This is a genomic window from Variovorax sp. RKNM96 (assembly GCF_017161115.1).
Lineage (GTDB): Bacteria > Pseudomonadota > Gammaproteobacteria > Burkholderiales > Burkholderiaceae_C > Variovorax.
The window spans coordinates 5,834,278-5,854,399 of sequence record NZ_CP046508.1 but is presented as its reverse complement, the minus strand read 5'-3'; the positions used below and the strand labels follow the sequence as shown (position 1 = coordinate 5,854,399).

Below are 20,122 nucleotides of genomic sequence, written 5' to 3'. Positions count from 1 at the left end.
TCAGCTGGCGTCCAGCTCGCGGTGCCGCTTGAGCGCACCCCAGCGCGCGCCGAAGGTGTGCGCCAGCTGCTCGACCAGAAACACCGAGCGATGCTGCCCGCCCGTGCAGCCGATGCCCACCGTGACGTAGCTGCGATGGTCGCGCGCCAGCGCGTCGAGCCAGTGCGAAAGGAACTGCTCGATGTCGTCGTACATGCGCGCCACGTCTTCATGCTCGCGCAGCCACTCGATCACCGGCGTGTCGCGGCCCGTGAGCGTGCGCAGCGCGGGCACGTAGTGCGGGTTGGGCAGCATGCGCACGTCGAACACGTAGTCCGCATCGAGCGGCACACCGCGCTTGAAGGCGAATGACTCGAACACCAGCGTGAGCGCGCTCTGCGGTGCGGAGATCAGCGCCTTGATGTAGCTCTGCAGCTGGGCGGGGCGGATGAGGCTGGTGTCGATCACGTCGGCGCCATCGCGCAGGTCGGCCAGCAGCTCGCGCTCGAGCTCGATGGCCTGCACCAGCACGCGGTGCTGTTCAGGCACGTCGGTGCGGCCTTCCTGGCGCGAGAGCGGATGGCGACGTCGGGTCTCCGAGTAGCGGCGCAGCAGTGCGTCGGTGGTCGCATCGAGGAACAGCGAGCGCAACGACACGCCGTCATGGCGCAGCGCTTCGAGCTGCTGCGGAACGATCGGCAGCGACACGCCGCTGCGCACGTCCATCGCGATGGCCACGCGCGTGGCCTGCTGCTCGTACTGCAACGCGATGAACGAGGTCAGCAGCTCGGGCGGCAGGTTGTCGACGCAGTAGTAGCCGGCGTCTTCCAGCGCATGCAGCGCCACGGACTTGCCCGAGCCCGACATGCCGGTGATGAGCACCAGGTCGAGGTTCATGACGTGGCCGCCGAGGTCTTGTGGCCGAGCATCTCGCGGGCATGCGCGAGCGAGGTCTGCGAAACCTTCTCGCCGCCAAGCATGCGGGCGATCTCGTTGGCGCGGTTGTCGTCGTCGAGCAGCGACACGCCGCTCTCGGTGCGCGGGCCATCCTTGCCGGCGCCCGCCGTCTGGCGCTTGGCCACGACGAGGTGATGGTCGGCGCAGGCAGCCACCTGCGGCAGGTGGGTCACGGCCAGCACCTGGCGATCGCGGCCGAGCTGCTTCATCAGGCGGCCGACGGTCTCGGCGACCGCGCCGCCGACGCCGGCATCGACCTCGTCGAAGATCAGCGTCTGGGCGGCGCCGAGCTGGCTGGTCGTCACGGCGATGGCCAGCGCGATGCGCGAGAGCTCGCCGCCCGAGGCGACCTTGCCGATCGCGCGCGGCGTGCTGCCGGTGTGGCCGGCCACGAGGAAGGTGATGTCTTCCAGGCCTGCGCGGCTGGGCTGCGCCAGCGGCTGCAGTTCGACCTCGAAGCGCCCGCCCTGCATGCCGAGACCCTGCATGGCCTGCGTGACGGCCTGGGCCAGGCGCGGGGCTGCCTGCTTGCGGGCCTTGCCGAGCGACTTGGCTTCTTTGAGGTAGGCCTGCTGGGCGTTCTGCTCGGCGCGCTCCAGGCTTTCGAGATCGCTTTGCGCATCGAGTGCCTGCAGCTCGGCTTGCCAGCCGGCCAGCAGCGCGGGCAGCTCGCTGGGCGTGCGCTTGTAGCGGCGCGCGAGCGACATCCAGAGGCCCATGCGTTCGTCCAGCTCGGCCAGGCTTTGCGGATCGGCTTCGGCGTTGCGCAGGTAGCCGTGCAGGGTGTGGGCGGCGTCCGAGGCCTGCGCCACGCAGGAGGCCAGCACCTCGCCCAGCGCGCGGAATTCGGGCTCGATGTGCTCGCAGTTCTGCAGCAGCGTGGCCGCACGCGTGAGCGCGGAAAGCGCGCCGTTGTCGTCGTCTTCGAGCGCCTGGCTCGCGCCCTGCGCCGCGTCTATCAGCGCCTGAGCGTTGGAGATGCGCGAGTGGTTGGTCGAGAGCTCTTCCCACTCGTCGGCACCGGGCGCAAGCTTGGCGACCTCGGAGATCTGCCACTGCAGCCGCTCGCGTTCGCGCTGCAGCGAGTCTTGCGCCGAGCGCGCGTGTTCGAGTGCGGAGAGGGCCTGGCGCCAGCCTTGCCAGGCGGCGTCGAGCGCATCGGTGCGCACGCCCGCGTAGGCGTCGAGCAGGCCGCGCACGGCCTCGGGCCGCGTGAGGCTCTGCCAGGCGTGCTGGCCGTGGATGTCGAGCAGGCGGTCGCCGAGCTCGCGCAGTTGCGTGGCGGTGGCCGGGCTGCCGTTGATCCAGCCGCGGCTGCGGCCCTGCAGGTCGACGGTGCGGCGCAGCAGCAGCGCGTCGCCGGCTTCGAAGCCGCCTTCGTCGAGCCAGCCGCCCAAGGCAGGGTCGGCGTCGAATTCGGCGCTCACGTCCAGGCGCTCGGCGCCTTCGCGCACGGCGCCCGCGTCGGCGCGATTGCCCAGCGCCAGTTGCAGCGCGTCGATCAATATGGATTTGCCCGCGCCGGTTTCACCGGTCAATACCGTGAAGCCGCCGGACAGGTCGAGTTCGAGTGATCGCACGATCACGAAGTCGCGCAGTGCGATGCGTCGCAGCGCCATGTCAGGAGCCCCCTTCGTTCCAATGAAGTTTCTTGCGCAGCGTGTCGAAATAGCTCCAGCCCCTCGGATGCAAAAAGCGCACCCGGAAATCGGAGCGGCGCACCACCACGCGATCGCCGATCGCGAGCGAGGCCAGTGACTGCATGTCGAAATTGGCGCTGGCGTCGCGCCCGCCGACCAGCTCGATCACGATCTCGTCGGCATCGGGCAGCAGCACCGGGCGGTTCGAGAGCGTGTGCGGTGCGATCGGCACCAGCACCCATCCGGGCACCGCCGGGTGAAGCAAAGGCCCGCCGGCCGACAGCGCATAGGCGGTCGAGCCGGTGGGCGTGGCGATGATCAGGCCGTCGGCGCGCTGGTTGGCCACGAAATGGCGGCCCACCGACACGCGCAGCTCGACCATGCCGGAGGTCGCGCCGCGATTGACCACCACGTCGTTCATGGCGAGTGCGTCGAACACCGAGACGCCGTCGCGCATGACCTGCGCGTGCATCAGGCTGCGGTGGTCTTCCTCGTATTCGCCGGCCAGCATCGGCACAAGCGTGGCCTGGAAGTTGTCGAGCGGAATGTCTGTGATGAAGCCGAGCCGTCCGCGGTTGATGCCGATCAGCGGGATGCCGTAGCTGGCGAGCTGCCGGCCGATGCCGAGCATGGTGCCGTCGCCGCCGACCACCAGGCCGAGGTCGCAGCGCTGGCCGATTTCCTCGACCGACAGGGCTTCGTAGCGTGCGTGCGCAGGGGCATCGGCGTCTTCCTCTTCGCAGGTCGAGCGCTCGACGAAGACCTTGCAGCCCTGCGATTCCAGAAAGGTGCCGATGGTCTCCATGACGCCGTCGCGCGCATCGGCCTGCGCTCGGGCGCCGGAAGCCTGGTATTTGCCGATCAGGGCGACGTGACGGAAGCGAGAGGTCATATCTCACAAATTACAACACTAAAATCTTGCAATGCTGGACGACCGTGCCAAGTTGCTGCTCAAGACGCTCGTCGAGCGCTACATCGCCGACGGGCAGCCCGTCGGGTCACGCACGTTGTCGCGCTCTTCGGGCCTGGATCTGTCGCCGGCGACCATCCGCAACGTCATGTCTGACCTCGAGGCGCTGGGGCTGATTGCCAGCCCGCACACCTCGGCCGGGCGTATCCCGACCCATCGCGGCTACCGCCTGTTCGTCGACACCATGCTGACCGCGCAGCGCGAGCAGATGAGTACGCCGAGCCTGGCGCCCGACCAGCCGCAGAAGGTGATCGCCAACGCGGCGAACATCCTGTCGAACCTCTCGCAGTTCGTCGGCGTGGTGATGGCGCCGCGCCGCGCGTCGGTGTTCAAGCAGATCGAGTTCCTGCGGTTGTCCGAGAACCGGTTGCTGGTGATCATCGTCTCGCCCGATGGCGACGTGCAGAACCGGGTGATCTTTCCGGAGGCCGACTACTCGCAATCGCAACTGGTCGAGGCCTCCAACTACATCAATGCCAACTATGCGGGCCTGACGATCGAGCAGGTGCGCGATCGGCTCCAGTCCGAGGTCGAGAAGCTGCGCGGCGAAATTGCCGCGCTGATGCAGGCGGCGGTTCAGGTGAGTTCGGAAGTGCTGACCGAAGCGCAGGAAGACGATGTCGTGATCTCCGGCGAGCGAAACCTGCTCGCGGTGACCGATTTCTCTAGCGACATGGGTCAGTTGCGCCGTGCCTTCGAACTCTTCGAGCAGAAGGCGCAGTTGATGCGCCTGCTCGACGTCTCGAGCAAGGCCGAGGGCGTGCGCATCTTCATCGGCGGCGAGAGCCAGGTGGTGCCGTTCGAGGAGCTCTCCATCGTCAGCGCCAACTACGAAGTCGATGGGCAGGTGGTGGGCACGCTGGGAGTGATCGGGCCGACGCGCATGCCCTACGAGCGCATGATCCAGATCGTCGACATCACGTCGCGGCTGGTTAGCAATGCGCTGAGCCACCGCAAGTAGGCTGCGGCGGCGAATAGAATCGTGGCCCAGTGGGCCGTTAGCTCAGTTGGTTAGAGCAGCGGACTCATAATCCGTTGGTCGATGGTTCAAGCCCATCACGGCCTACCAACGCTGCATTTTCAACTTTCGATCGTGCAAGTCCAGAAGGTCAAAAAACGCATGCTATAATTGCAAGCTGTGCGGCTGTAGCTCAGTTGGATAGAGTACTTGGCTACGAACCAAGGGGTCGTGGGTTCAATTCCTGCCAGCCGCACCACTCTCTTGATGGCCTAGAAGGTTTACCTTCTAGGCCATTTTCTTTTGGGTGTCGTGAATCGGAAGCCAGCGCTCAAGGGACGGCGACTGCTGCCCTGGCGCCTGGGCGCTAAAGTCCGTTCAAGTCAACGAAGCAGGGCGACCATGAACATTCGAACAGCGCGACGCGCGTTCCAACTGCTGTTGCTGCTCTCTGCGGCGGGATCGGCATTCGCTGGAACCATTGCCTGTGTGCCGAGCCCAGGCGGCGCGGCCGGCTCATTCAACTGGATCCGCAGGATCTCGATCGACGAGCACTCGCGCACCGTCAACATGGACATCGTGCGCTCCAGGACGAAGGACACGGAAACCATGGGCAAGATGCGCGCCGAGCTGGTGAGCATGGACGGCACATCGTCCGGTGAGCCCATCTATCTCTTCAACGCGATTCCCGCTGCTGGAGACGAGGTCACGCACCTTTTCAAGCTGTTCAAGGCCGGAGAGTGGCAACTGGCCAGAGTGGGGATCGTCTTCGTCAACAAGGTGCCCGCCTTGAGAAGTGTCGAGGCGAACATGACCTTCGACTGCAAGCGCTCGGACCTGGGCTGATGTCACACGGGCCTCCCGCATTTCCTATTCAAGAGGTTCTTCGTTGAACAAGGCATTCACCAAGGAAACCGACAACGACGCGGATGACGACGGCGCCGACGGCGCTGCACCTGCGCTGCCGACCGGCAGCAAGAACTACATCACGCCGTCGGGCTACGCACGGTTGCGCGACGAGCTGCTCCAGCTGATGGACGAGGAGCGCCCGAAGGTCGTCGAGGCCGTGCACTGGGCCGCCAAGAATGGCGACCGCTCGGAAAATGGCGACTATCTCTACGGCAAGAAGCGCCTGCGCGAGATCGACCGGCGCATTCGCTTTCTCACCAAGCGCCTCGAGATCGCGGAAGTCACAGATCCGTCGGTGCACCACGGCAGCGATCAGATCTTCTTCGGTGCCAAGGTTCGCTATGTCGATGAGACGAGCGGCGACGAGCGCACCATCACGATTCTCGGCATCGACGAAGCGGACAGCGCCCAGTCGCAAGTCAGCTGGATCTCTCCGATCGCGCGGGCCTTGCTCAAGTCACGCGAGGGCGATGTGGTGAAGCTGGTGACGCCGGGCGGGGCGCACGAAGTGGAAATCCTGTCGGTGAGCTACCCGGCGCCGCGTCCGGCAGCAGACTGACGCGCCGCGCAGCCTGTTCTTCTTCAGGGCGCCGGAACCGTCCGCGCCGCGGTGAGCACCGACGCGGTCCGCCGTGCGGCGCGCAGCACGGCGTCGAGATGCGCCCGATCGCGCACTGCGATCACGAAGCGCAGGTCGGTCGAATCCTGCGGGGTCTCGTCGGCCATTTCCACGTGCGTGATGTCGGCTTCCGCGTCCGCCAGCGTGGCGGCCACGCGTGCCAGCACACCCTTGTCGTTGCGCACGGTGATCACGACGCCGGTCTCGAAGGCGCGTGTGGGCTCGTCCGCCCATTCGACCGCGAAGAACCGCTCGCTGTCCTTGTGGCGCAGCCGCTGGCCGACGCCGCAGTCCTCGGTGTGCACCACCAGGCCTTCGCCATGCCCGAGGTAGCCGACGATCTGGTCGCCCGGAATGGGGCGGCAGCACAGCGCAAATCGCACCGACGAGTTTTCGCTGCCATCGAGCGTGACCGCGCCCTGGGACACGGCTTCGTGCGGGATGAAGCGCTCGCGACTCAGCAGCAATGCATCGGGTCGTTCGCCCAGCTCGGCGAGCAGTGCCATGAGCCGCTTGGCGACGATGCTCGCGATGCGCTTGCCCAGGCCGATGTCGGTCAGCAATTCGGAGCGGGTGCGGTTGCCGGTGAAGCGCAACAGCTTTTCCCACAGGGCCTGGTGCTCGTCGTCGTCTTCGGGCAGCTTGCCGAGGCCTTCGGCGCGCAGCGCCTGCGCAAGGAGCTTTTCGCCGAGGCCTTCGGATTCGGCATGCGCCAACGTCTTCAGGTAGTGGCGAATCTTGGAGCGCGCCCGGCCGGTTCGAACGAAGCCGAGCCAGGCGGGGTTGGGCGTCGACACCGGTGCGGTGATCACCTCGACCACGTCGCCGTTCTTGAGCTCGGTGCGCAGCGGCACCTGGTCGCCGTTGATGCGCGCGGCCGAGGTGTGGTCGCCGATGTTGCTGTGGATGGCGTAGGCGAAGTCGACCACCGTAGCGCCGCGCGGCAACGCCATGATCTGGCTCTTGGGCGTGAAGACGTAAACCGCGTCGGGGAACAGGTCGACCTTGACGTGGTCCCAGAACTCGGCGGCGTCGCGCGTCTCGTCCTGGATGTCGAGCAGCGACTGCAGCCACTTGGTGCCCAGCCGATCATTGCTTGCCCCGTTCGGCTCGGCCGCCTTGTAGAGCCAGTGCGCCGCCACGCCGGATTCCGCGACCACGTGCATCGCCTCGGTGCGCAGCTGGAACTCGACGCTCACGCCGGCCGGCCCCACCAGTGTGGTGTGCAGCGACTGGTAGCCGTTGAGCTTGGCGATCGCGATGTGGTCCTTGAACTTGCCGGGCAGCGGCTTGTACATCTGGTGAAGGATGCCAAGGCCGGTGTAGCAGGCGATGACGTTCGGCACGATCAGGCGGAAGCCGTAGATGTCGGTCACCTGGGCGAAGCTCAGGTGCTTTTCTTCCATCTTGCGGTAGATGGAATAGAGCGTTTTCTCGCGCCCCGCGATTCGCAGCGTCATGCCGGCGGCCGAGAAGGCGGTCTCGACTTCTTTTTGCACCTTCTGGATTAGATCGCGACGTCGTCCGCGCGCCTTGGCCACTGCCTTGGACAGCGTGGCATAGCGCCAGGGCTTGAGGTGCCGGAACGACAGTTCCTGCAGCTCGCGGTAGGTCTGGTTCAGGCCAAGGCGGTGCGCGATGGGCGCGTAGATCTCGAGCGTCTCGCGCGAGATTCGGGCCCATTTTTCGCGCGGCGCATCGGCCAGCGTGCGCATGTTGTGCGTCCGGTCGGCCAGCTTGACCAGGATGACGCGCACATCGCGCGCCATGGCCAGCAGCATCTTGCGGAACGATTCGGCCTGGTTTTCTTCGCGCGTGTTGAACTGCAGCTTGTCGAGCTTGGTGAGCCCGTCGACCAGTTCGGCAACCGGGGCGCCGAAGCGCTCGATGAGCTCGGGCTTGGTCACGCCACAGTCTTCGATGGCGTCGTGCAGCAGCGCCGCCATCAGCGCCTGGGCATCGAGCTTCCATTCGGCGCATTGCGCCGCCACGGCGATGGGGTGGGTGATGTACGGCTCGCCGCTGTTGCGCAGCTGGCCCAGGTGGGCCTCGTCGGCAAAGCGGTAGGCGCGGCGTACCAGCTCGGTGTCTTCGGAGCCCAGGTAGTCGAGGCGCGCCGTCAATGCAGCGAAGCTTGCGGCAGCCGCATTCAGTGCCGCCGGGCTCGGCTTCGGCACGCCCGTAGGGGCTTGGGACTGATGTTTGGCAACCGCGCTCATGGCTACCACTTTAGCGTGACCGTTCCATGGACGCGTCCGGACATAAAAAAAGCACCGCTTTGCGGTGCCTTTTCGTTGCAGGGCTGCGTCAGATCAGCCCGGCACCTTCTTGAGCATTTCGATGCCGATCTTGCCTTCGGCGATTTCGCGCAGGGCCGTGACGGCGGGCTTGTTCTTGCTCTCGATCTTGGGCGCGTGGCCCTGGCTCAGCATGCGCGCACGGTACGTGGCGGCCAGCACGAGCTGGAAGCGGTTGGGGATCTGAAGCAGACAGTCTTCGACGGTGATGCGGGCCATGATGAGTATCTTTCGGTCGGTGAGCAGGAGATCAGGGGATGTTCAGTGCGGCAAAGGTGTCGGCACGTGCACGGCGCTGTGCGGAATACCGAAGCCGCTGAGCGTGGACAATCGCCTTGAGATCAAAAAGCGCCCGCTCAAATAACTCGTTGATTATAACGAAGTCGAATTCCCCGGCCCGGGCCATCTCTTCTGCGGCGTTTTTCAGCCGCAATTCGATGACCGAGGCACTGTCTTCGCCGCGCCGCTCGAGGCGGGAGCGCAGTTCTTCCCAGCTGGGGGGCAGGATGAAGATCATCACCGCGTTGGCGAAGGTCTTGCGGATCTGGAGTGCGCCCTGGAAGTCGATCTCAAGAATCACGTCGGCGCCTTGAGCGATCCGCTCCTCGATGGCCTTTTTGGAGGTGCCGTACCGGTGGCCGTGCACATGGGCCCATTCCACGAAGCCGTCGGCCGCAATCAGCGCGTCGAATTCGGGGGGCGAGGCAAAGAAGTATTCCCGCCCATGCTTTTCCTGCCCGCGCGGTGGCCGCGTGGTGTGCGACACCGACGGCTGGACCGCCGAGTCGAGTTCCATGAGCGCCTTGACCAGGCTCGATTTGCCGGCCCCGCTGGGGGCGGCGACCACGAAGATGTTGCCGGGATAGTCCATTCTTTCGCTCGTCATCATTCGATGTTCTGGACCTGTTCGCGCATCTGCTCGATCAGCACCTTCATGTCCACGCCGATGCGCGTGAGTTCCAGGGCTGCCGACTTGGAGCCCAGGGTGTTGGCTTCGCGATGCAGTTCCTGGATCAGGAAGTCCAGGCGCTTGCCGATCTCGCCGCCCTTCTTGAGGAGGTGCTCGATCTCGTCGAGGTGCGAATTCAGCCGGGTGAGCTCTTCCGCCACGTCGATGCGGATCGCAAAGGCGGTGGCCTCGGTCAGCGCGCGGTCCTGGGCGGCTTCGGGCAGCGTGCCGCCCGTGCCTGCGGTCAGGCCCATGGCTTCCTGCCAGCGCTCCAGGAAACGGTTGCGCTGCTGCTCGACCAGCTGGGGCACCAGCGGACCGGCCTGCTGCACCAGGGTGCGCAGCTGGGCCAGGTGCGCCTCGAGCATCTTGGCGAGCCGGGCGCCTTCGCGCTGGCGGGCCGACATCAGCGCCTCGAGCGCCTTGCCGGCCACCTCGAGCAGGTCGGCGCCCCAGTCGCCGCGGGTGGCACCGTCGCCGCCGGCGAGGCGAATCACGTCGGCCACGCTCAGTTCGCGCGCCCCGGGCAGCCAGGCCTTGATGCCGTCCTGCACCCCGTTGAGCCGCTGGAGCAGCTTGACGGAAGGCTCGACGACACCCGCCTGGGCGGTGTTCTCGATGGCCGCGCGCACCTCGACCTTGCCGCGCTTGAGCTTGCCCGTGAGCAGCTCGCGCAGGGCCGTCTCATGCTGGCGCAGCTCCTCCGGCAACTTGAAGGTGAGGTCGAGAAAGCGGCTGTTGACCGAGCGGATTTCTACCCCGAGCCGACCTGCGGCGGAAGGCCGTGCCTCGGCTTCGGAGTGGCTGCCTGCGGACCCGTTCTGGCCGCTGGCGTAGCCGGTCATGCTGTAAACTGGCATTGCGCCTCACTGTGGTTTTGCTTGCATGCACCGAGGCGTCGGTACAGCGTTCGCTTGCCGCACCATCGCCTTCGGGCGAAACTCCCGGATTATGTCAAAGGTCAAGCCTTCGCCCCTGTTGCCCGATACGGTCATTGGCGGTTACCGCGTTGTTCGCCGGCTTTCGGCGGGTGGTTTTGGCGTTGTCTATCTCGCCATCGACCCCAGCGGACAGCAGGTGGCCATCAAGGAATACCTGCCTTCTTCGCTGGCCACCCGCGGGCCCGGCGAGCTGCATCCGCAGGTGCCGCCCGAGAAACTGTCCCTTTACCGGCTGGGGCTCAAGAGCTTCTTCGAGGAAGGCCGCTCCCTCGCGCAGATCTCGCACGCCTCGGTGGTCAGCGTGCTCAATTTCTTCCGCGAGAACGAGACCGTCTACATGGTCATGAACTACCTGGAGGGCGCGACCCTGCAGGACTTCGTGGTTACCGCGCGCGACCTCAAGCGCCAGAAGGTCTTCCGCGAATCGACCATCCGATCGCTCTTCGACGAGATCCTGCGCGGCCTTCGCATCGTGCACCAGTACAAGATGCTGCACCTGGACATCAAGCCGGCCAACATCTTCGTCACCGACGACGACCGCGCCGTGCTGATCGACTTCGGCGCCGCGCGCGAAGTGCTGAGCAAAGAGGGCATCTTCATCCGCCCCATGTACACCCCGGGCTTCGCCGCCCCCGAGATGTACCGCCGCGATTCGTCGATGGGTCCCTGGACCGACATCTACGCCATCGGCGCCTGCATCTACGCCTGCATGCAGGGCTACCCGCCCAACGATGCGCCCAAGCGCATCGAGAAAGACCGCCTGAGCCTGTCGCTCTCGCGCCTTCGCGGCGTGTACTCCGACAACCTGATCGAGGTGGTCGAGTGGTGCATGTCGCTCGATCCGCTCTCGCGACCCCAGTCGGTCTTCGCGCTGCAGAAGGAGCTCAGCCGCGAAGGCGAGCGCCGCTACACGAAGCTCACCGTCGGCGAGAAGGTGCGGCTGTCGATCGACAACATCCGCTCCTTCGACAAGAAGAGTCTGCCCCGGGCTGCAGCCCCCACCACGCGCCCCGCATGACGACATGAAATTCTCTGTCTTCCAGGTCAGCCGCAAAGGCGGACGTCTCAAGAACGAAGACCGCATGGGCTATTGCTACACGCGGGAGTCGGGCCTGTTCGTGCTGGCCGACGGCATGGGTGGTCACCCCGAAGGCGAAGTGGCGGCCCAACTGGCCCTGCAGACCATCGCCGCGCTCTATCAGCGCGAGGCACGTCCGACGGTGAAGGACGTGAAAGGCTTCCTGGCCGAATCGGCCATGGCTGCGCACCAGCAGATCATGCGGTACGCCAGCCACAAGGCGATGCTCGACACGCCCCGCACCACCGTCGTCGCGGCGCTGCTTCAGGGCACGACCGCCACCTGGATGCACTGTGGCGATTCGCGCCTGTACGTCGTGCGCGACGGCCGCCTGCTGACCCGCACGCGCGACCATTCGCACGCCGAGCGCCCGAAGCCCCACGGTTCGGACATGCCGGTCAACCGCAACCTGCTGCTGACCTGCCTCGGCTCGCCGACCACGCCGCTGTTCGACATCTCGCCCCCGCTGCAGCTGCAGCGCGGCGACCGCATCATGCTGTGCTCCGACGGCGTGTGGGGCGTGCTCGACGATGCGCTCATCGTCCACACGCTCTCTTCTGGCAAGCCGGTGTCCGATGCGGCCCCCGACCTCGCCGAGATGGCGCTGCGCAAGGGCGGCGCCCACAGCGACAACGTGACGCTTATCGCGCTCGAGTGGGAGATGTCCGAGACGCCCGGTGAAGACCGCGGCATCTCCACCGAAACCATCGACGACGGCGTGTTCGCCTCCACCATCCAGGCCGGCATGCCGTCGGACGGCGAGATCGAGGACATGGATGAAGACGCCATCGAGCGCTCCATCGCCGAGATCAACGAAGCCATCCGCCGTTCAGCCGCGCGCAAGACCTGAGTCGGCGCGCGTTCCCTTTTTCCTTTTCGAGCTTCCAACAATGACTGCTTTCACCCGAAGCGGCGGCCGTGCCGCCGACCAGCTGCGCCCCGTGCGCATGACCCGCGGCTTCACCATTCACGCCGAGGGCTCGGTGCTCATCGAGTTCGGCCAGACCCGCGTGCTCTGCACCGCCTCGGTCGAAGAGCGCGTGCCCCCGCACAAGAAGGGCAGCGGCGAAGGCTGGGTGACGGCCGAATACGGCATGCTGCCGCGCGCCACCCACACCCGCAGCAGCCGCGAGGCCGCCAAGGGCAAGCAGACCGGCCGCACGCAGGAAATCCAGCGCCTCATCGGCCGCTCGATGCGCGCCGTGTTCGACCTTGCCGCGCTCGGCGAACGCACCATCCACCTCGACTGCGACGTGCTGCAGGCCGATGGCGGCACCCGCACCGCGGCCATCACCGGCGCTTTCGTCGCCGCGCAGGACGCAGTCAACAAGCTGATCGCCGCAGGCACCCTGGCCGCCTCGCCGATCAAGGGCCACGTGGCCGCCATCTCGGTGGGCATCGTCGGCGGTACGCCGCTGCTGGACCTCGAATACACCGAAGACTCGAGCTGCGACACCGACATGAACGTCGTCATGACCGGCGCCGGCCACTTCGTCGAAGTGCAGGGCACGGCCGAAGGCGTGGCCTTCACGCGCGAAGAGATGAACCTCCTGCTCGGCCTGGCCGAGAAGGGCATCGGCGAGCTCGTGACGCTGCAGAAGCAGGCCTTGCTCTCGAACGTCTCGAACTGAAATCCTTACAGCTACTGACGTCCGCCAGCCGGGCGTCACAGCCACTTTGATCGATCCATGAAACTGGTCCTGGCCTCCAACAACGCAGGCAAGCTCGCCGAACTCCAGCAACTGTTCGCGGCGTTGTCCGTCACGCTGGTGCCGCAATCGGCCCTCGGCGTGGGCGAGGCTGAAGAACCCTTCCGCACCTTTGTAGAAAACGCGCTCACCAAGGCGCGCCACGCTAGCGCCGCCACCGGCCTGCCGGCCATCGCCGACGACGCGGGCCTGTGCGTCGATGCCTTTGGCGGCCTGCCGGGTGTCGACACGGCTTACTACGCCACGCAATTCGGCTACGCCAAGGGCGATGCGAACAACGTCAAGGCGCTGCTCGAACAGCTCGATGGCGTCGTCAACCGCCGCGCCGCGCTCGTCAGCACACTGGTCGCGCTGCGCAGCCATGACGACCCCGAGCCGCTCATCGCCGTCGGCCGCGTGGTCGGCGAGATCGCGCCCGCGCCCATCGGCGACAACGGCTTCGGGTTCGATCCGGTGATGGTCCTGCCCGCCTTCGGCAAGACCTTTGCGCAGCTCACGCCCGAGGTCAAGAACGCCAACAGCCACCGCGGTCGCGCGGCGCAGGCGATGCTCGCGCTGATGCGCGAGCGCTGGTTTTAGGCCGCAGATGGCCACCGTCTTCCCGATCCAGCCGGCGCAGCCCACGGGTGCGCCGCAGGCCAACGACGTGCTGCACTGGATGCGCCCCGGTCCGCTGCAACTCGCGGCGCTGCCGCCGCTGTCGCTCTACATCCATTTGCCGTGGTGCCTGCGCAAGTGCCCGTACTGCGACTTCAACTCGCACGAATGGCGCGCCACGAGCGCGGCCGATGCGGAGGGCATTCCCGAGGCGACGTACATCGATGCGCTCGTGGCCGACCTCGATGCCGCGCTGCCGCTGATCTGGGGCCGCACCGTCCACACCGTCTTCATCGGCGGGGGCACGCCCAGCCTGTTCTCGCCGCAAGCCATCGATCGCCTGCTCGGCGACGTGCGCGCGCGCCTGAAGCTCGCGCCCGATTGCGAGATCACGCTCGAGGCGAACCCCGGCACCTTCGAGCGCAACCGCTTCCGCGCGTACCGCTCGGCGGGCGTCACGCGCCTGTCGGTCGGCGTGCAGAGCTTCAACGACGAGCACCTCACCGCGCTCGGCCGCGTGCACGACCGCGCACAGGCCATCGCCGCGGTGGAGGAGGCCTCGAGCGCCTTCGACACCTTCAACCTCGACCTGATGTACGCGCTGCCCGGCCAGACGCTCGAACACCTCGAGGCTGACCTGTCGCAGGCGCTGGCGCTCGCGCCGCCGCACATCTCGGTCTATCACCTCACCATCGAGCCCAACACCTGGTTCGCGAAGTTTCCGCCGACGCTGCCCGAAGACGACATCGCCTACGCGATGCTCGACCGCATCACCGAGCGGACCGGCGAGCGCGGCATGTCGCGCTACGAGGTGTCGGCCTATGCGCGCGATGGTCATCAGTGCGCGCACAACCTCAACTATTGGCAGTTCGGCGACTACCTCGGCATCGGCGCCGGTGCGCACAGCAAGCTGAGCTTTGCGCACCGCATCGTGCGGCAAGTGCGCTACCGCGAGCCGCGGCTGTACATGGAGAACGCGCGCGCGGGCGCGGCCGTGTCGCAGAGCGACGAGGTGTCGCTGGCGGATCTGCCGTTCGAATTCATGCTCAATGCGCTGCGATTGAAGGCGGGGTTCACGCTGCCGCAGTTCAGCGAACGCACGGGGCTCGCGATGACGTCGATCCAGTGCGGGCTCGAAGAGGCAGAACGCAAGGGGCTTGTGGCGCGCGATCTGTTCCGCGTGTGGCCGACCGAGCGCGGGCTGGACTTTCTGAGCGATCTGCAGACGCTGTTCTTGCCCGACGGGGATTGAGGCAGCCCCGAGTCCGCGTCCGCAACGGTGTTCGCTTCATCCTGAAGTCCACCGGTTGCCCTTCTTTGTCTGGTGCCTCTGCGGGTCTCGCTCTCCGCCCTCATGCCTGATGAGGGCCGAAGCCGGCTCCAAGCAAAGCATTTGGCGCTGCAACTCCTGCTTGGCCATGGCTCGGCCTCGGTCGCATCCACTATTCGAATTCGTAGCCGACACCCACGCCGATGTTGAATCGGGTGCCGCTGTAGCCACCGTTGATCTTGTAGACCCACTTGCCATCGTTCGAGCGTGACGAGAAGCCGACAGCGATCGCGCCGTAGCCCGCGTAGTTGCCCACGCCAACCGACAACAGGGTCTTGCCCGGCGTCATGGCCTGCGGCAACGTGCTCATCGCGGTGGCCATCGCCACGCCCGAGTAGGCGATGCGTTGCACGCTGGCAATCTGGCCTTGCAACTGGCTCTGCACCGCCCCCAGCTGGCCCACGTTGACCGCATCGGTCGGCAGGATACCTGGCGCCACGTTCGAGATGCGCGTGCCCCCCGGCGCCTGGCCGCCACCCAGCGTGATCTGGTTGTAGTTGACCGACCCGTCCGGGTTGGTCGCGTACTGCACGCTGCTGGCCTTGGCTGCGGTCGATGCGGCCTTGAGCTGCGCGACGTTGGTTGCATCGCTGTCGGCCGAGCCGGCCGCCACACCGGTGATCTGGCGGAACTGGCCGTTGGCGGCGTCGCCCACGGACACTGCGGCTTGCGTGCTGGTCGTGGCCTTGATGGCTGCTTCCTGCTGCGCATTCGCGCTGCCAGGGGTGTAACCCTCGACGCCCGCAGCCCTGGAGGCCACCGAACCCGAGCCCAACGCGACGCCGCCGCTTTGCTGCACCACCGCACCGAAGCCGATGGCTGTACCACTGGAAACAGCCTGCGAACCGGTGCCGATGGCGATGCCGTTTGCCCCGGTAGCCTGTGCGCCAAAGCCTACCGCCACCGCTCCGTCGGCCGTTGCCTTCGCACCGTTGCCGGCGGCGAAGGAACTGGCGCCGCTGGCCACCGACTGCGGGCCTATCGCCACGGCTTCCTGGCCGGAGGCGTCTGCCTTCGCTGCCGTCGAATTGGCCTGGAAGTACTTGGTGCCTCCGCTGTAGATGCTGCTGACCGACGTGCTCAGGCTGCTGATGCTGCTGGTCGCGGTGGCCAGGCCCGTGGAAGTCGAGCTCGACAAGCTCGCCAGGCCGCTGTTCGAGCCGCTCACGCTGGTGGACAGGCTGTTGAGGCTGCTGTTGGTTGTGCTTAGGCCTGTCGACAGGCTCGAGATACCGCTGGTGGCCGTGCTCAGGCCACTCGAAGTCGAGCTCGACAGGCTGTTGACGTTGCTGTTGGTCGTGCTCAGGCCGGTCGACAGGCTGCTGACGCTGCTGGACACGGTGCTCAGACCGATCGACAGACTGCCGATGCTGCTGGTCGCAGTGCTCAGGCCACTCGACGTGGAAGTCGAGAGGCTGTCGACGCTGCTGGCGACAGTGCTCAGGCCGGACGAGGTCGAGGTCGACAGGCTGTTGATGCTGCTCGTTGCGGTGCTCAGGCCCGACGAGGTCGAAGTCGACAGACTGTTGACGCTGCTGTTCGTCGTGCTCAGGCCGCTCGACAGGCTCGAGATGCCGCTGGTGGCGGTGCTCAGGCCCGTGGAGAGGCTAGAGATACCGCTGGTGGCAACGCTCAGGCCGGTGGACAGGCTACCGATGCCGCTGAACGCCGTGCTCAGCCCCGAAGACAGGCTGCCGATGCCGCTGGCTGCAGTGCTCAGGCCGCTCGAGGTGGAGGTCGAGAGGCTGCTCACGGTGCTGTTGGTCGTGCTCAGGCCCGTGGACAGGCTCGAGATTCCGCTGGTTGCAGTGCTCAGGCCCGACGATGTCGAAGTCGACAGGCTGCCGACGGTGCTGTTCGTAGTGCTCAGGCCGGTAGACAGACTGGAGATACCACTGGTCGCGGTGCTCAGACCCGATGACGTCGAGGTCGACAAGCTGTCGATGCTGCTGGTGGCCGTGCTCAGGCCGCTCGAGGTGGACGTCGAGAGGCTGCTCACGGTGCTGTTGGTCGTGCTCAAGCCGGTGGACAGGCTGGAGATACCGCTGGTTGCAGTGCTCAGGCCCGACGACGTGGAGGTCGACAGGCTGCTGATGCTGCTCGTGGCGGTGCTCAAGCCACTCGAGGTCGAGGACGACAGGCTGCTCACGGTGCTGTTGGTCGTGCTCAGGCCGGTAGACAGGCTGGAGATGCCGCTGGTTGCAGTGCTCAGGCCGGAAGACGTCGAAGTCGACAGGCTGTCGATGCTGCTCGTCGCTGTGCTCAGACCGCTCGACGTGGAAGTCGACAGGCTGTTGACGTTGCTATTGGTCGTGCTCAGGCCAGTAGACAGGCTGGAGATACCGCTGGTCGCAGTGCTCAGGCCGGACGACGTGGAGGTCGACAAGCTATCGATGCTGCTCGTCGCGGTGCTCAGGCCACTCGAGGTCGAAGTCGACAGGCTGCTCACCGTGCTGTTCGTGGTGCTCAGGCCAGTGGACAGGCTGGAGATGCCACTGGTCGCGGTGCTCAGGCCGGACGACGTGGAAGTCGACAAGCTGCTGATGCTGCTTGTAGCAGTGCTCAGGCCAGACGACGTCGAAGTCGACAAGCTGCTGATGCCGGTCGAGGTAGATGTGGACAGGCTGTCGATGCTGCTCGTGGCCGTGCTCAGACCACTCGACGTGGAGGTTGACAGGCTGCTGATGCTGCTGGTCGCAGTGCTCAGACCAGACGATGTCGAGGTCGACAGGCTGCTGATGCCACTCGAGGTAGACGTCGACAGACTGCTGATGCTGCTCGTAGCAGTGCTCAGGCCAGACGACGTCGAGGTCGAGAGGCTGGAGATGCTGCTCGTCGCAGTGCTCAAGCCGCTCGAAGTCGAAGTCGACAGGCTGCTGATGCCAGTCGAGGTAGACGTCGACAGACTGCTGATGCTGCTGGTCGCCGTGCTCAGACCCGACGATGTGGAGGTCGAAAGGCTGCTGATGCTGCTGGCAGTGGTGCTCATGCCCGTGCTCACCTGGGCCACCGTCGCCACGTCTTGCGGCGCGGCACCGTCGGCCACATTGGTGATGCGGCGTTGTGCCGAAGAGGAGCCGACCGAAACTTCCGACGCAGGGGCCGCCTGGCCGGTAAGGAATGCCGTGCCCGTGGGTGCCGCGGCACCGGTCGTGCTGTTCGAACCGATCGCCACGCTGTCGGCATAGGCGGCCTTGGTGTGATAACCCAGTGCCGTCGCCGAGTCGCCCGCTGCGTTGGCGAAGACACCGACCGCCGTACCGAAGGTCTGACTGGCCGACGAAGCCGTACCGATCGCCGTCGCGCCATACCCGGACGCATTTGCGGTATTACCTGTGGCGAGCGAGAAATTACCACTCGCGTTTGTTCTTTCACCGAAAGCCGTGCTTGAGGCCCCCGATGCATTGCTCTGGAAGCCCACGGCCGTCGAGTTCAGCCCCCCTGCGCTCGCCTTTTGTCCGAAAGCGGTGGCGCTGAGGCCAAATGCATTGGAACCGGTGCCGATGGCGGTGCCATAAGTGTTGGCCCGCGCGCCCGTGCCGATCGCTACTGCTTCCGTGGAATAGGCATTCGCCAAATTACCGATGGCTGTAGCGCTGTGGCCAGTTGCCCCGGCCCCCACACCGACGGCGGCCGCGTTTGTGTTGCTGGCCAAACTGTTCAACCCGAATGCCATCGCTCCCGAGCCCGCGGTGGCTTTGGCGTTCTGGCCAATGGCAACACCCGACGGTGCTGTGTCCGTCACGGTGGATTCGGCACCAATGGCAACCGAATTGGCCCCCAGCGATTGGGCGCCTCGAACATCGTTGGCGCCAATGGCAACCGAGCCGGCACCGGCTGCCAGCGTGTTGGAGCCGGGAAGGAGGGACGTCGTCGAGCCGATCGCCGTCGAATTGTCCCCAAATGCCTCGGCGCCGCTACCGATTGCCGTCGCAAATTGACTGTGGGCAGCAGCCCTCTGCCCGATAGCTACGGTCGCGGCCCCCGAAGCATTGGCGTTGACGCCAAACGCCAACGCGTTGCCTCCCGAAGCCGCCGCCGTCTGTCCGATGGCCACCGCCCCGCCGCCCGTGGCATTGGCCCCGGTACCGAGTGCCACCGAATTGTTACCTTGCGCCGAAGTCTGAACGCCGCCCGAAGTGGATCCGCCAATTGCAACACCTCCGTCGTTTGCAACGGCCGATGTTGTGGTGACGATATCGGTAGGATTCGCGCCGATTGCAATACTGCCGGTCCCCGCTGCAGCGGAGCCGCCCCCTCTTGAATACTGAGCGTGGACGGCATTGCTCCCCGCCAACCCGCCGGCCATCAAGACCAGCGTTATCGCCGCGTGCGTCAAGGCTCCGATTGATCGCCCGCCGTCGTCGCCCGCGCGCCCGGAAGATGCTTCCCGGGCCGCTGCCGCCACCACGGTGCTCTTGCTTTTCGACAGCTTGCCGCGTGCCGACGTGACTTCGGATGCAGCCACCCAAGTGCCAAGAGCCTCGTTCCAGATGCTTTTGAAGGACTTATTCATAGCAAGCTATTTCGGTGCGACGCGGCGGCACTCAGATCCCCACGGATTCAGACACGCCAGATGTCCCGGGGTATTGCCCGCGCAAACATTCGGCGTTCGCGTGTCTTTGGTTTCGGACGTGATTGCCCCATCAAGCGAAGAAGCTGTGCTCGTTTCTCCAGCCATCCCTGACGACGGGATCCCGGTGGCAATCAAAGAAGGGACGGAATCTAATTTCGAGCCGTCAAGGCCGTTTTTTTGAGATGTCGGAAAAGCGACTTTCAAGAAAATCGATCGCCTCCGAACGTGCACAAATTCCGGGTCAAATTCTTCGATGCACCCTGCATTCGCACCGCTGGCGAGCTTCAAGCTAGTACGCCCGAAGGCAATTCGAGACGCATGGAGATAGCTTGTCGCTGCCCCTGTCAGCGACCAGATTCCGGTGTGTTGTCCAGGCGGACGTGACCCAAATTTCCGCTGATGCTTGACCCGCCTGAATTCCAGAGCACACGCCTGTGGTCAGCTGTGCCACCCCGAGCCAGCTTGTGCTCCCACAGGCGACGGCACGAACACCATGAAATCGGTCTGGAAGTCCAGCCCTCATTCCTTGTAGAGCTGAAGGCGATCGGGGAGAAGTTCACGGACAAATTCGCGTTGTTGGCATGAGTAACGCCAGATGTTGACCTCACTAGAA

General features: G+C 65.6%; 16 protein-coding genes, 2 tRNA genes and 1 pseudogene. 10 read left to right on the top strand and 9 right to left on the bottom strand.

All coding sequences use genetic code 11. From position 1 onward, the window contains the following. From rapZ to GNX71_RS27170, 3 genes are read right to left on the bottom strand one after another with little or no spacing between them, the layout of a single operon-like run. Positions 1-876, bottom strand: a complete 876-nt coding sequence (gene rapZ, locus GNX71_RS27180) for an RNase adapter RapZ (RefSeq protein ID WP_206175291.1) — start codon at positions 874-876, stop codon at positions 1-3. Then, entirely contained in the window at positions 873-2,555 is a 1,683-nt protein-coding gene (gene recN / locus GNX71_RS27175) for a DNA repair protein RecN (RefSeq protein ID WP_206175290.1), read from the bottom strand. The genes rapZ and recN overlap by 4 nt, the downstream gene beginning before the upstream one ends. Position 2,556: 1 nt before the next feature. Beyond that, entirely contained in the window at positions 2,557-3,468 is a 912-nt protein-coding gene (locus GNX71_RS27170) for an NAD kinase (RefSeq protein WP_206175289.1), read from the bottom strand. 31 nt (positions 3,469-3,499) lie between these two features. On the opposite strand from GNX71_RS27170, the gene hrcA reads away from it, so the two are divergent. The 5 genes from hrcA to greB all read left to right on the top strand — a co-directional run bounded on the left by hrcA (position 3,500) and on the right by greB (position 5,972). Beyond that, positions 3,500-4,507 carry a heat-inducible transcriptional repressor HrcA gene (gene hrcA, locus GNX71_RS27165; protein WP_042582769.1) on the top strand — a complete coding sequence of 336 codons (1,008 nt, stop codon included), beginning with the start codon at positions 3,500-3,502 and terminating at the stop codon, positions 4,505-4,507. A 31-nt stretch (positions 4,508-4,538) separates the two neighbouring features. Continuing rightward, positions 4,539-4,615: transfer RNA gene (locus GNX71_RS27160), tRNA-Ile, on the top strand. A gap of 71 nt (positions 4,616-4,686) precedes the next feature. Continuing rightward, positions 4,687-4,763, top strand: a tRNA-Arg gene (locus GNX71_RS27155). A 143-nt stretch (positions 4,764-4,906) separates the two neighbouring features. After that, positions 4,907-5,350, top strand: coding sequence for a hypothetical protein (locus tag GNX71_RS27150; RefSeq protein ID WP_206175288.1), 444 nt, complete (start codon positions 4,907-4,909; stop codon positions 5,348-5,350). A gap of 43 nt (positions 5,351-5,393) precedes the next feature. Then, on the top strand, positions 5,394-5,972 hold the full coding sequence (greB, locus tag GNX71_RS27145) for a transcription elongation factor GreB (protein WP_206175287.1): 579 nt from the start codon (positions 5,394-5,396) through the stop codon (positions 5,970-5,972). Between the two features lie 23 nt (positions 5,973-5,995). On the opposite strand, the gene GNX71_RS27140 is transcribed toward greB, so the two are convergent. The 4 genes from GNX71_RS27140 to GNX71_RS27125 form a co-directional block, all read right to left on the bottom strand. Continuing rightward, a complete protein-coding gene (locus GNX71_RS27140; RefSeq protein WP_206175286.1) occupies positions 5,996-8,251 on the bottom strand; it encodes a bifunctional (p)ppGpp synthetase/guanosine-3',5'-bis(diphosphate) 3'-pyrophosphohydrolase in 2,256 nt (751 codons plus the stop codon). A 93-nt stretch (positions 8,252-8,344) separates the two neighbouring features. Beyond that, entirely contained in the window at positions 8,345-8,548 is a 204-nt protein-coding gene (gene rpoZ, locus GNX71_RS27135) for a DNA-directed RNA polymerase subunit omega (protein WP_021009011.1), read from the bottom strand. A gap of 31 nt (positions 8,549-8,579) precedes the next feature. Next, the gene (gene gmk / locus GNX71_RS27130; RefSeq protein ID WP_013543329.1) at positions 8,580-9,200 is read right to left on the bottom strand and encodes a guanylate kinase; all 621 of its coding nucleotides are present in this window, start codon (positions 9,198-9,200) and stop codon (positions 8,580-8,582) included. Positions 9,201-9,214: 14 nt separating this feature from the next. Next, positions 9,215-10,138, bottom strand: coding sequence for a YicC/YloC family endoribonuclease (locus GNX71_RS27125; protein WP_206175285.1), 924 nt, complete (start codon positions 10,136-10,138; stop codon positions 9,215-9,217). A gap of 91 nt (positions 10,139-10,229) precedes the next feature. On the opposite strand from GNX71_RS27125, the gene GNX71_RS27120 reads away from it, so the two are divergent. Genes GNX71_RS27120 through hemW form a run of 5 tightly spaced genes read left to right on the top strand, consistent with a single transcriptional unit; the run spans position 10,230 to position 14,855 of the window. Further along, positions 10,230-11,237, top strand: a complete 1,008-nt coding sequence (locus tag GNX71_RS27120) for a serine/threonine-protein kinase (protein ID WP_176659267.1) — start codon at positions 10,230-10,232, stop codon at positions 11,235-11,237. A gap of 4 nt (positions 11,238-11,241) precedes the next feature. After that, a complete protein-coding gene (locus GNX71_RS27115; RefSeq protein WP_206175284.1) occupies positions 11,242-12,147 on the top strand; it encodes a PP2C family serine/threonine-protein phosphatase in 906 nt (301 codons plus the stop codon). 40 nt (positions 12,148-12,187) lie between these two features. Continuing rightward, the gene (gene rph / locus GNX71_RS27110; RefSeq protein ID WP_206175283.1) at positions 12,188-12,928 is read left to right on the top strand and encodes a ribonuclease PH; all 741 of its coding nucleotides are present in this window, start codon (positions 12,188-12,190) and stop codon (positions 12,926-12,928) included. Positions 12,929-12,985: 57 nt separating this feature from the next. Next, positions 12,986-13,585 (top strand): RdgB/HAM1 family non-canonical purine NTP pyrophosphatase, encoded by a 600-nt coding sequence (rdgB, locus tag GNX71_RS27105; protein ID WP_206175282.1) that lies wholly within the window; start codon positions 12,986-12,988, stop codon positions 13,583-13,585. A 7-nt stretch (positions 13,586-13,592) separates the two neighbouring features. Next, positions 13,593-14,855 carry a radical SAM family heme chaperone HemW gene (gene hemW / locus GNX71_RS27100; protein ID WP_206175281.1) on the top strand — a complete coding sequence of 421 codons (1,263 nt, stop codon included), beginning with the start codon at positions 13,593-13,595 and terminating at the stop codon, positions 14,853-14,855. A gap of 190 nt (positions 14,856-15,045) precedes the next feature. Here the strand turns inward: hemW and GNX71_RS33630 are convergent, their stop codons facing one another. Both GNX71_RS33630 and GNX71_RS33620 read right to left on the bottom strand, forming a co-directional pair. Next, the gene (locus tag GNX71_RS33630; RefSeq protein ID WP_241027352.1) at positions 15,046-16,071 is read right to left on the bottom strand and encodes a YadA-like family protein; all 1,026 of its coding nucleotides are present in this window, start codon (positions 16,069-16,071) and stop codon (positions 15,046-15,048) included. A 1,855-nt stretch (positions 16,072-17,926) separates the two neighbouring features. Then, positions 17,927-19,449: pseudogene (locus GNX71_RS33620) on the bottom strand (ESPR-type extended signal peptide-containing protein); the annotation flags it as partial. Positions 19,450-20,122: the final 673 nt, after the last annotated feature.

Bases quoted from the DNA above. Each gene is read 5' to 3' on its own strand.
- rapZ (WP_206175291.1), bottom strand. From the start codon at position 876: ATGAACCTCGACCTGGTGCTCATCACCGGCATGTCGGGCTCGGGCAAG.
- recN (WP_206175290.1), bottom strand. From the start codon at position 2,555: ATGGCGCTGCGACGCATCGCACTGCGCGACTTCGTGATCGTGCGATCA.
- GNX71_RS27170 (WP_206175289.1), bottom strand. From the start codon at position 3,468: ATGACCTCTCGCTTCCGTCACGTCGCCCTGATCGGCAAATACCAGGCT.
- hrcA (WP_042582769.1), top strand. From the start codon at position 3,500: ATGCTGGACGACCGTGCCAAGTTGCTGCTCAAGACGCTCGTCGAGCGC.
- GNX71_RS27150 (WP_206175288.1), top strand. From the start codon at position 4,907: ATGAACATTCGAACAGCGCGACGCGCGTTCCAACTGCTGTTGCTGCTC.
- GNX71_RS27140 (WP_206175286.1), bottom strand. From the start codon at position 8,251: ATGAGCGCGGTTGCCAAACATCAGTCCCAAGCCCCTACGGGCGTGCCG.
- rpoZ (WP_021009011.1), bottom strand. From the start codon at position 8,548: ATGGCCCGCATCACCGTCGAAGACTGTCTGCTTCAGATCCCCAACCGC.
- gmk (WP_013543329.1), bottom strand. From the start codon at position 9,200: ATGGACTATCCCGGCAACATCTTCGTGGTCGCCGCCCCCAGCGGGGCC.
- GNX71_RS27125 (WP_206175285.1), bottom strand. From the start codon at position 10,138: ATGCCAGTTTACAGCATGACCGGCTACGCCAGCGGCCAGAACGGGTCC.
- GNX71_RS27120 (WP_176659267.1), top strand. From the start codon at position 10,230: ATGTCAAAGGTCAAGCCTTCGCCCCTGTTGCCCGATACGGTCATTGGC.
- GNX71_RS27115 (WP_206175284.1), top strand. From the start codon at position 11,242: ATGAAATTCTCTGTCTTCCAGGTCAGCCGCAAAGGCGGACGTCTCAAG.
- rph (WP_206175283.1), top strand. From the start codon at position 12,188: ATGACTGCTTTCACCCGAAGCGGCGGCCGTGCCGCCGACCAGCTGCGC.
- rdgB (WP_206175282.1), top strand. From the start codon at position 12,986: ATGAAACTGGTCCTGGCCTCCAACAACGCAGGCAAGCTCGCCGAACTC.
- hemW (WP_206175281.1), top strand. From the start codon at position 13,593: ATGGCCACCGTCTTCCCGATCCAGCCGGCGCAGCCCACGGGTGCGCCG.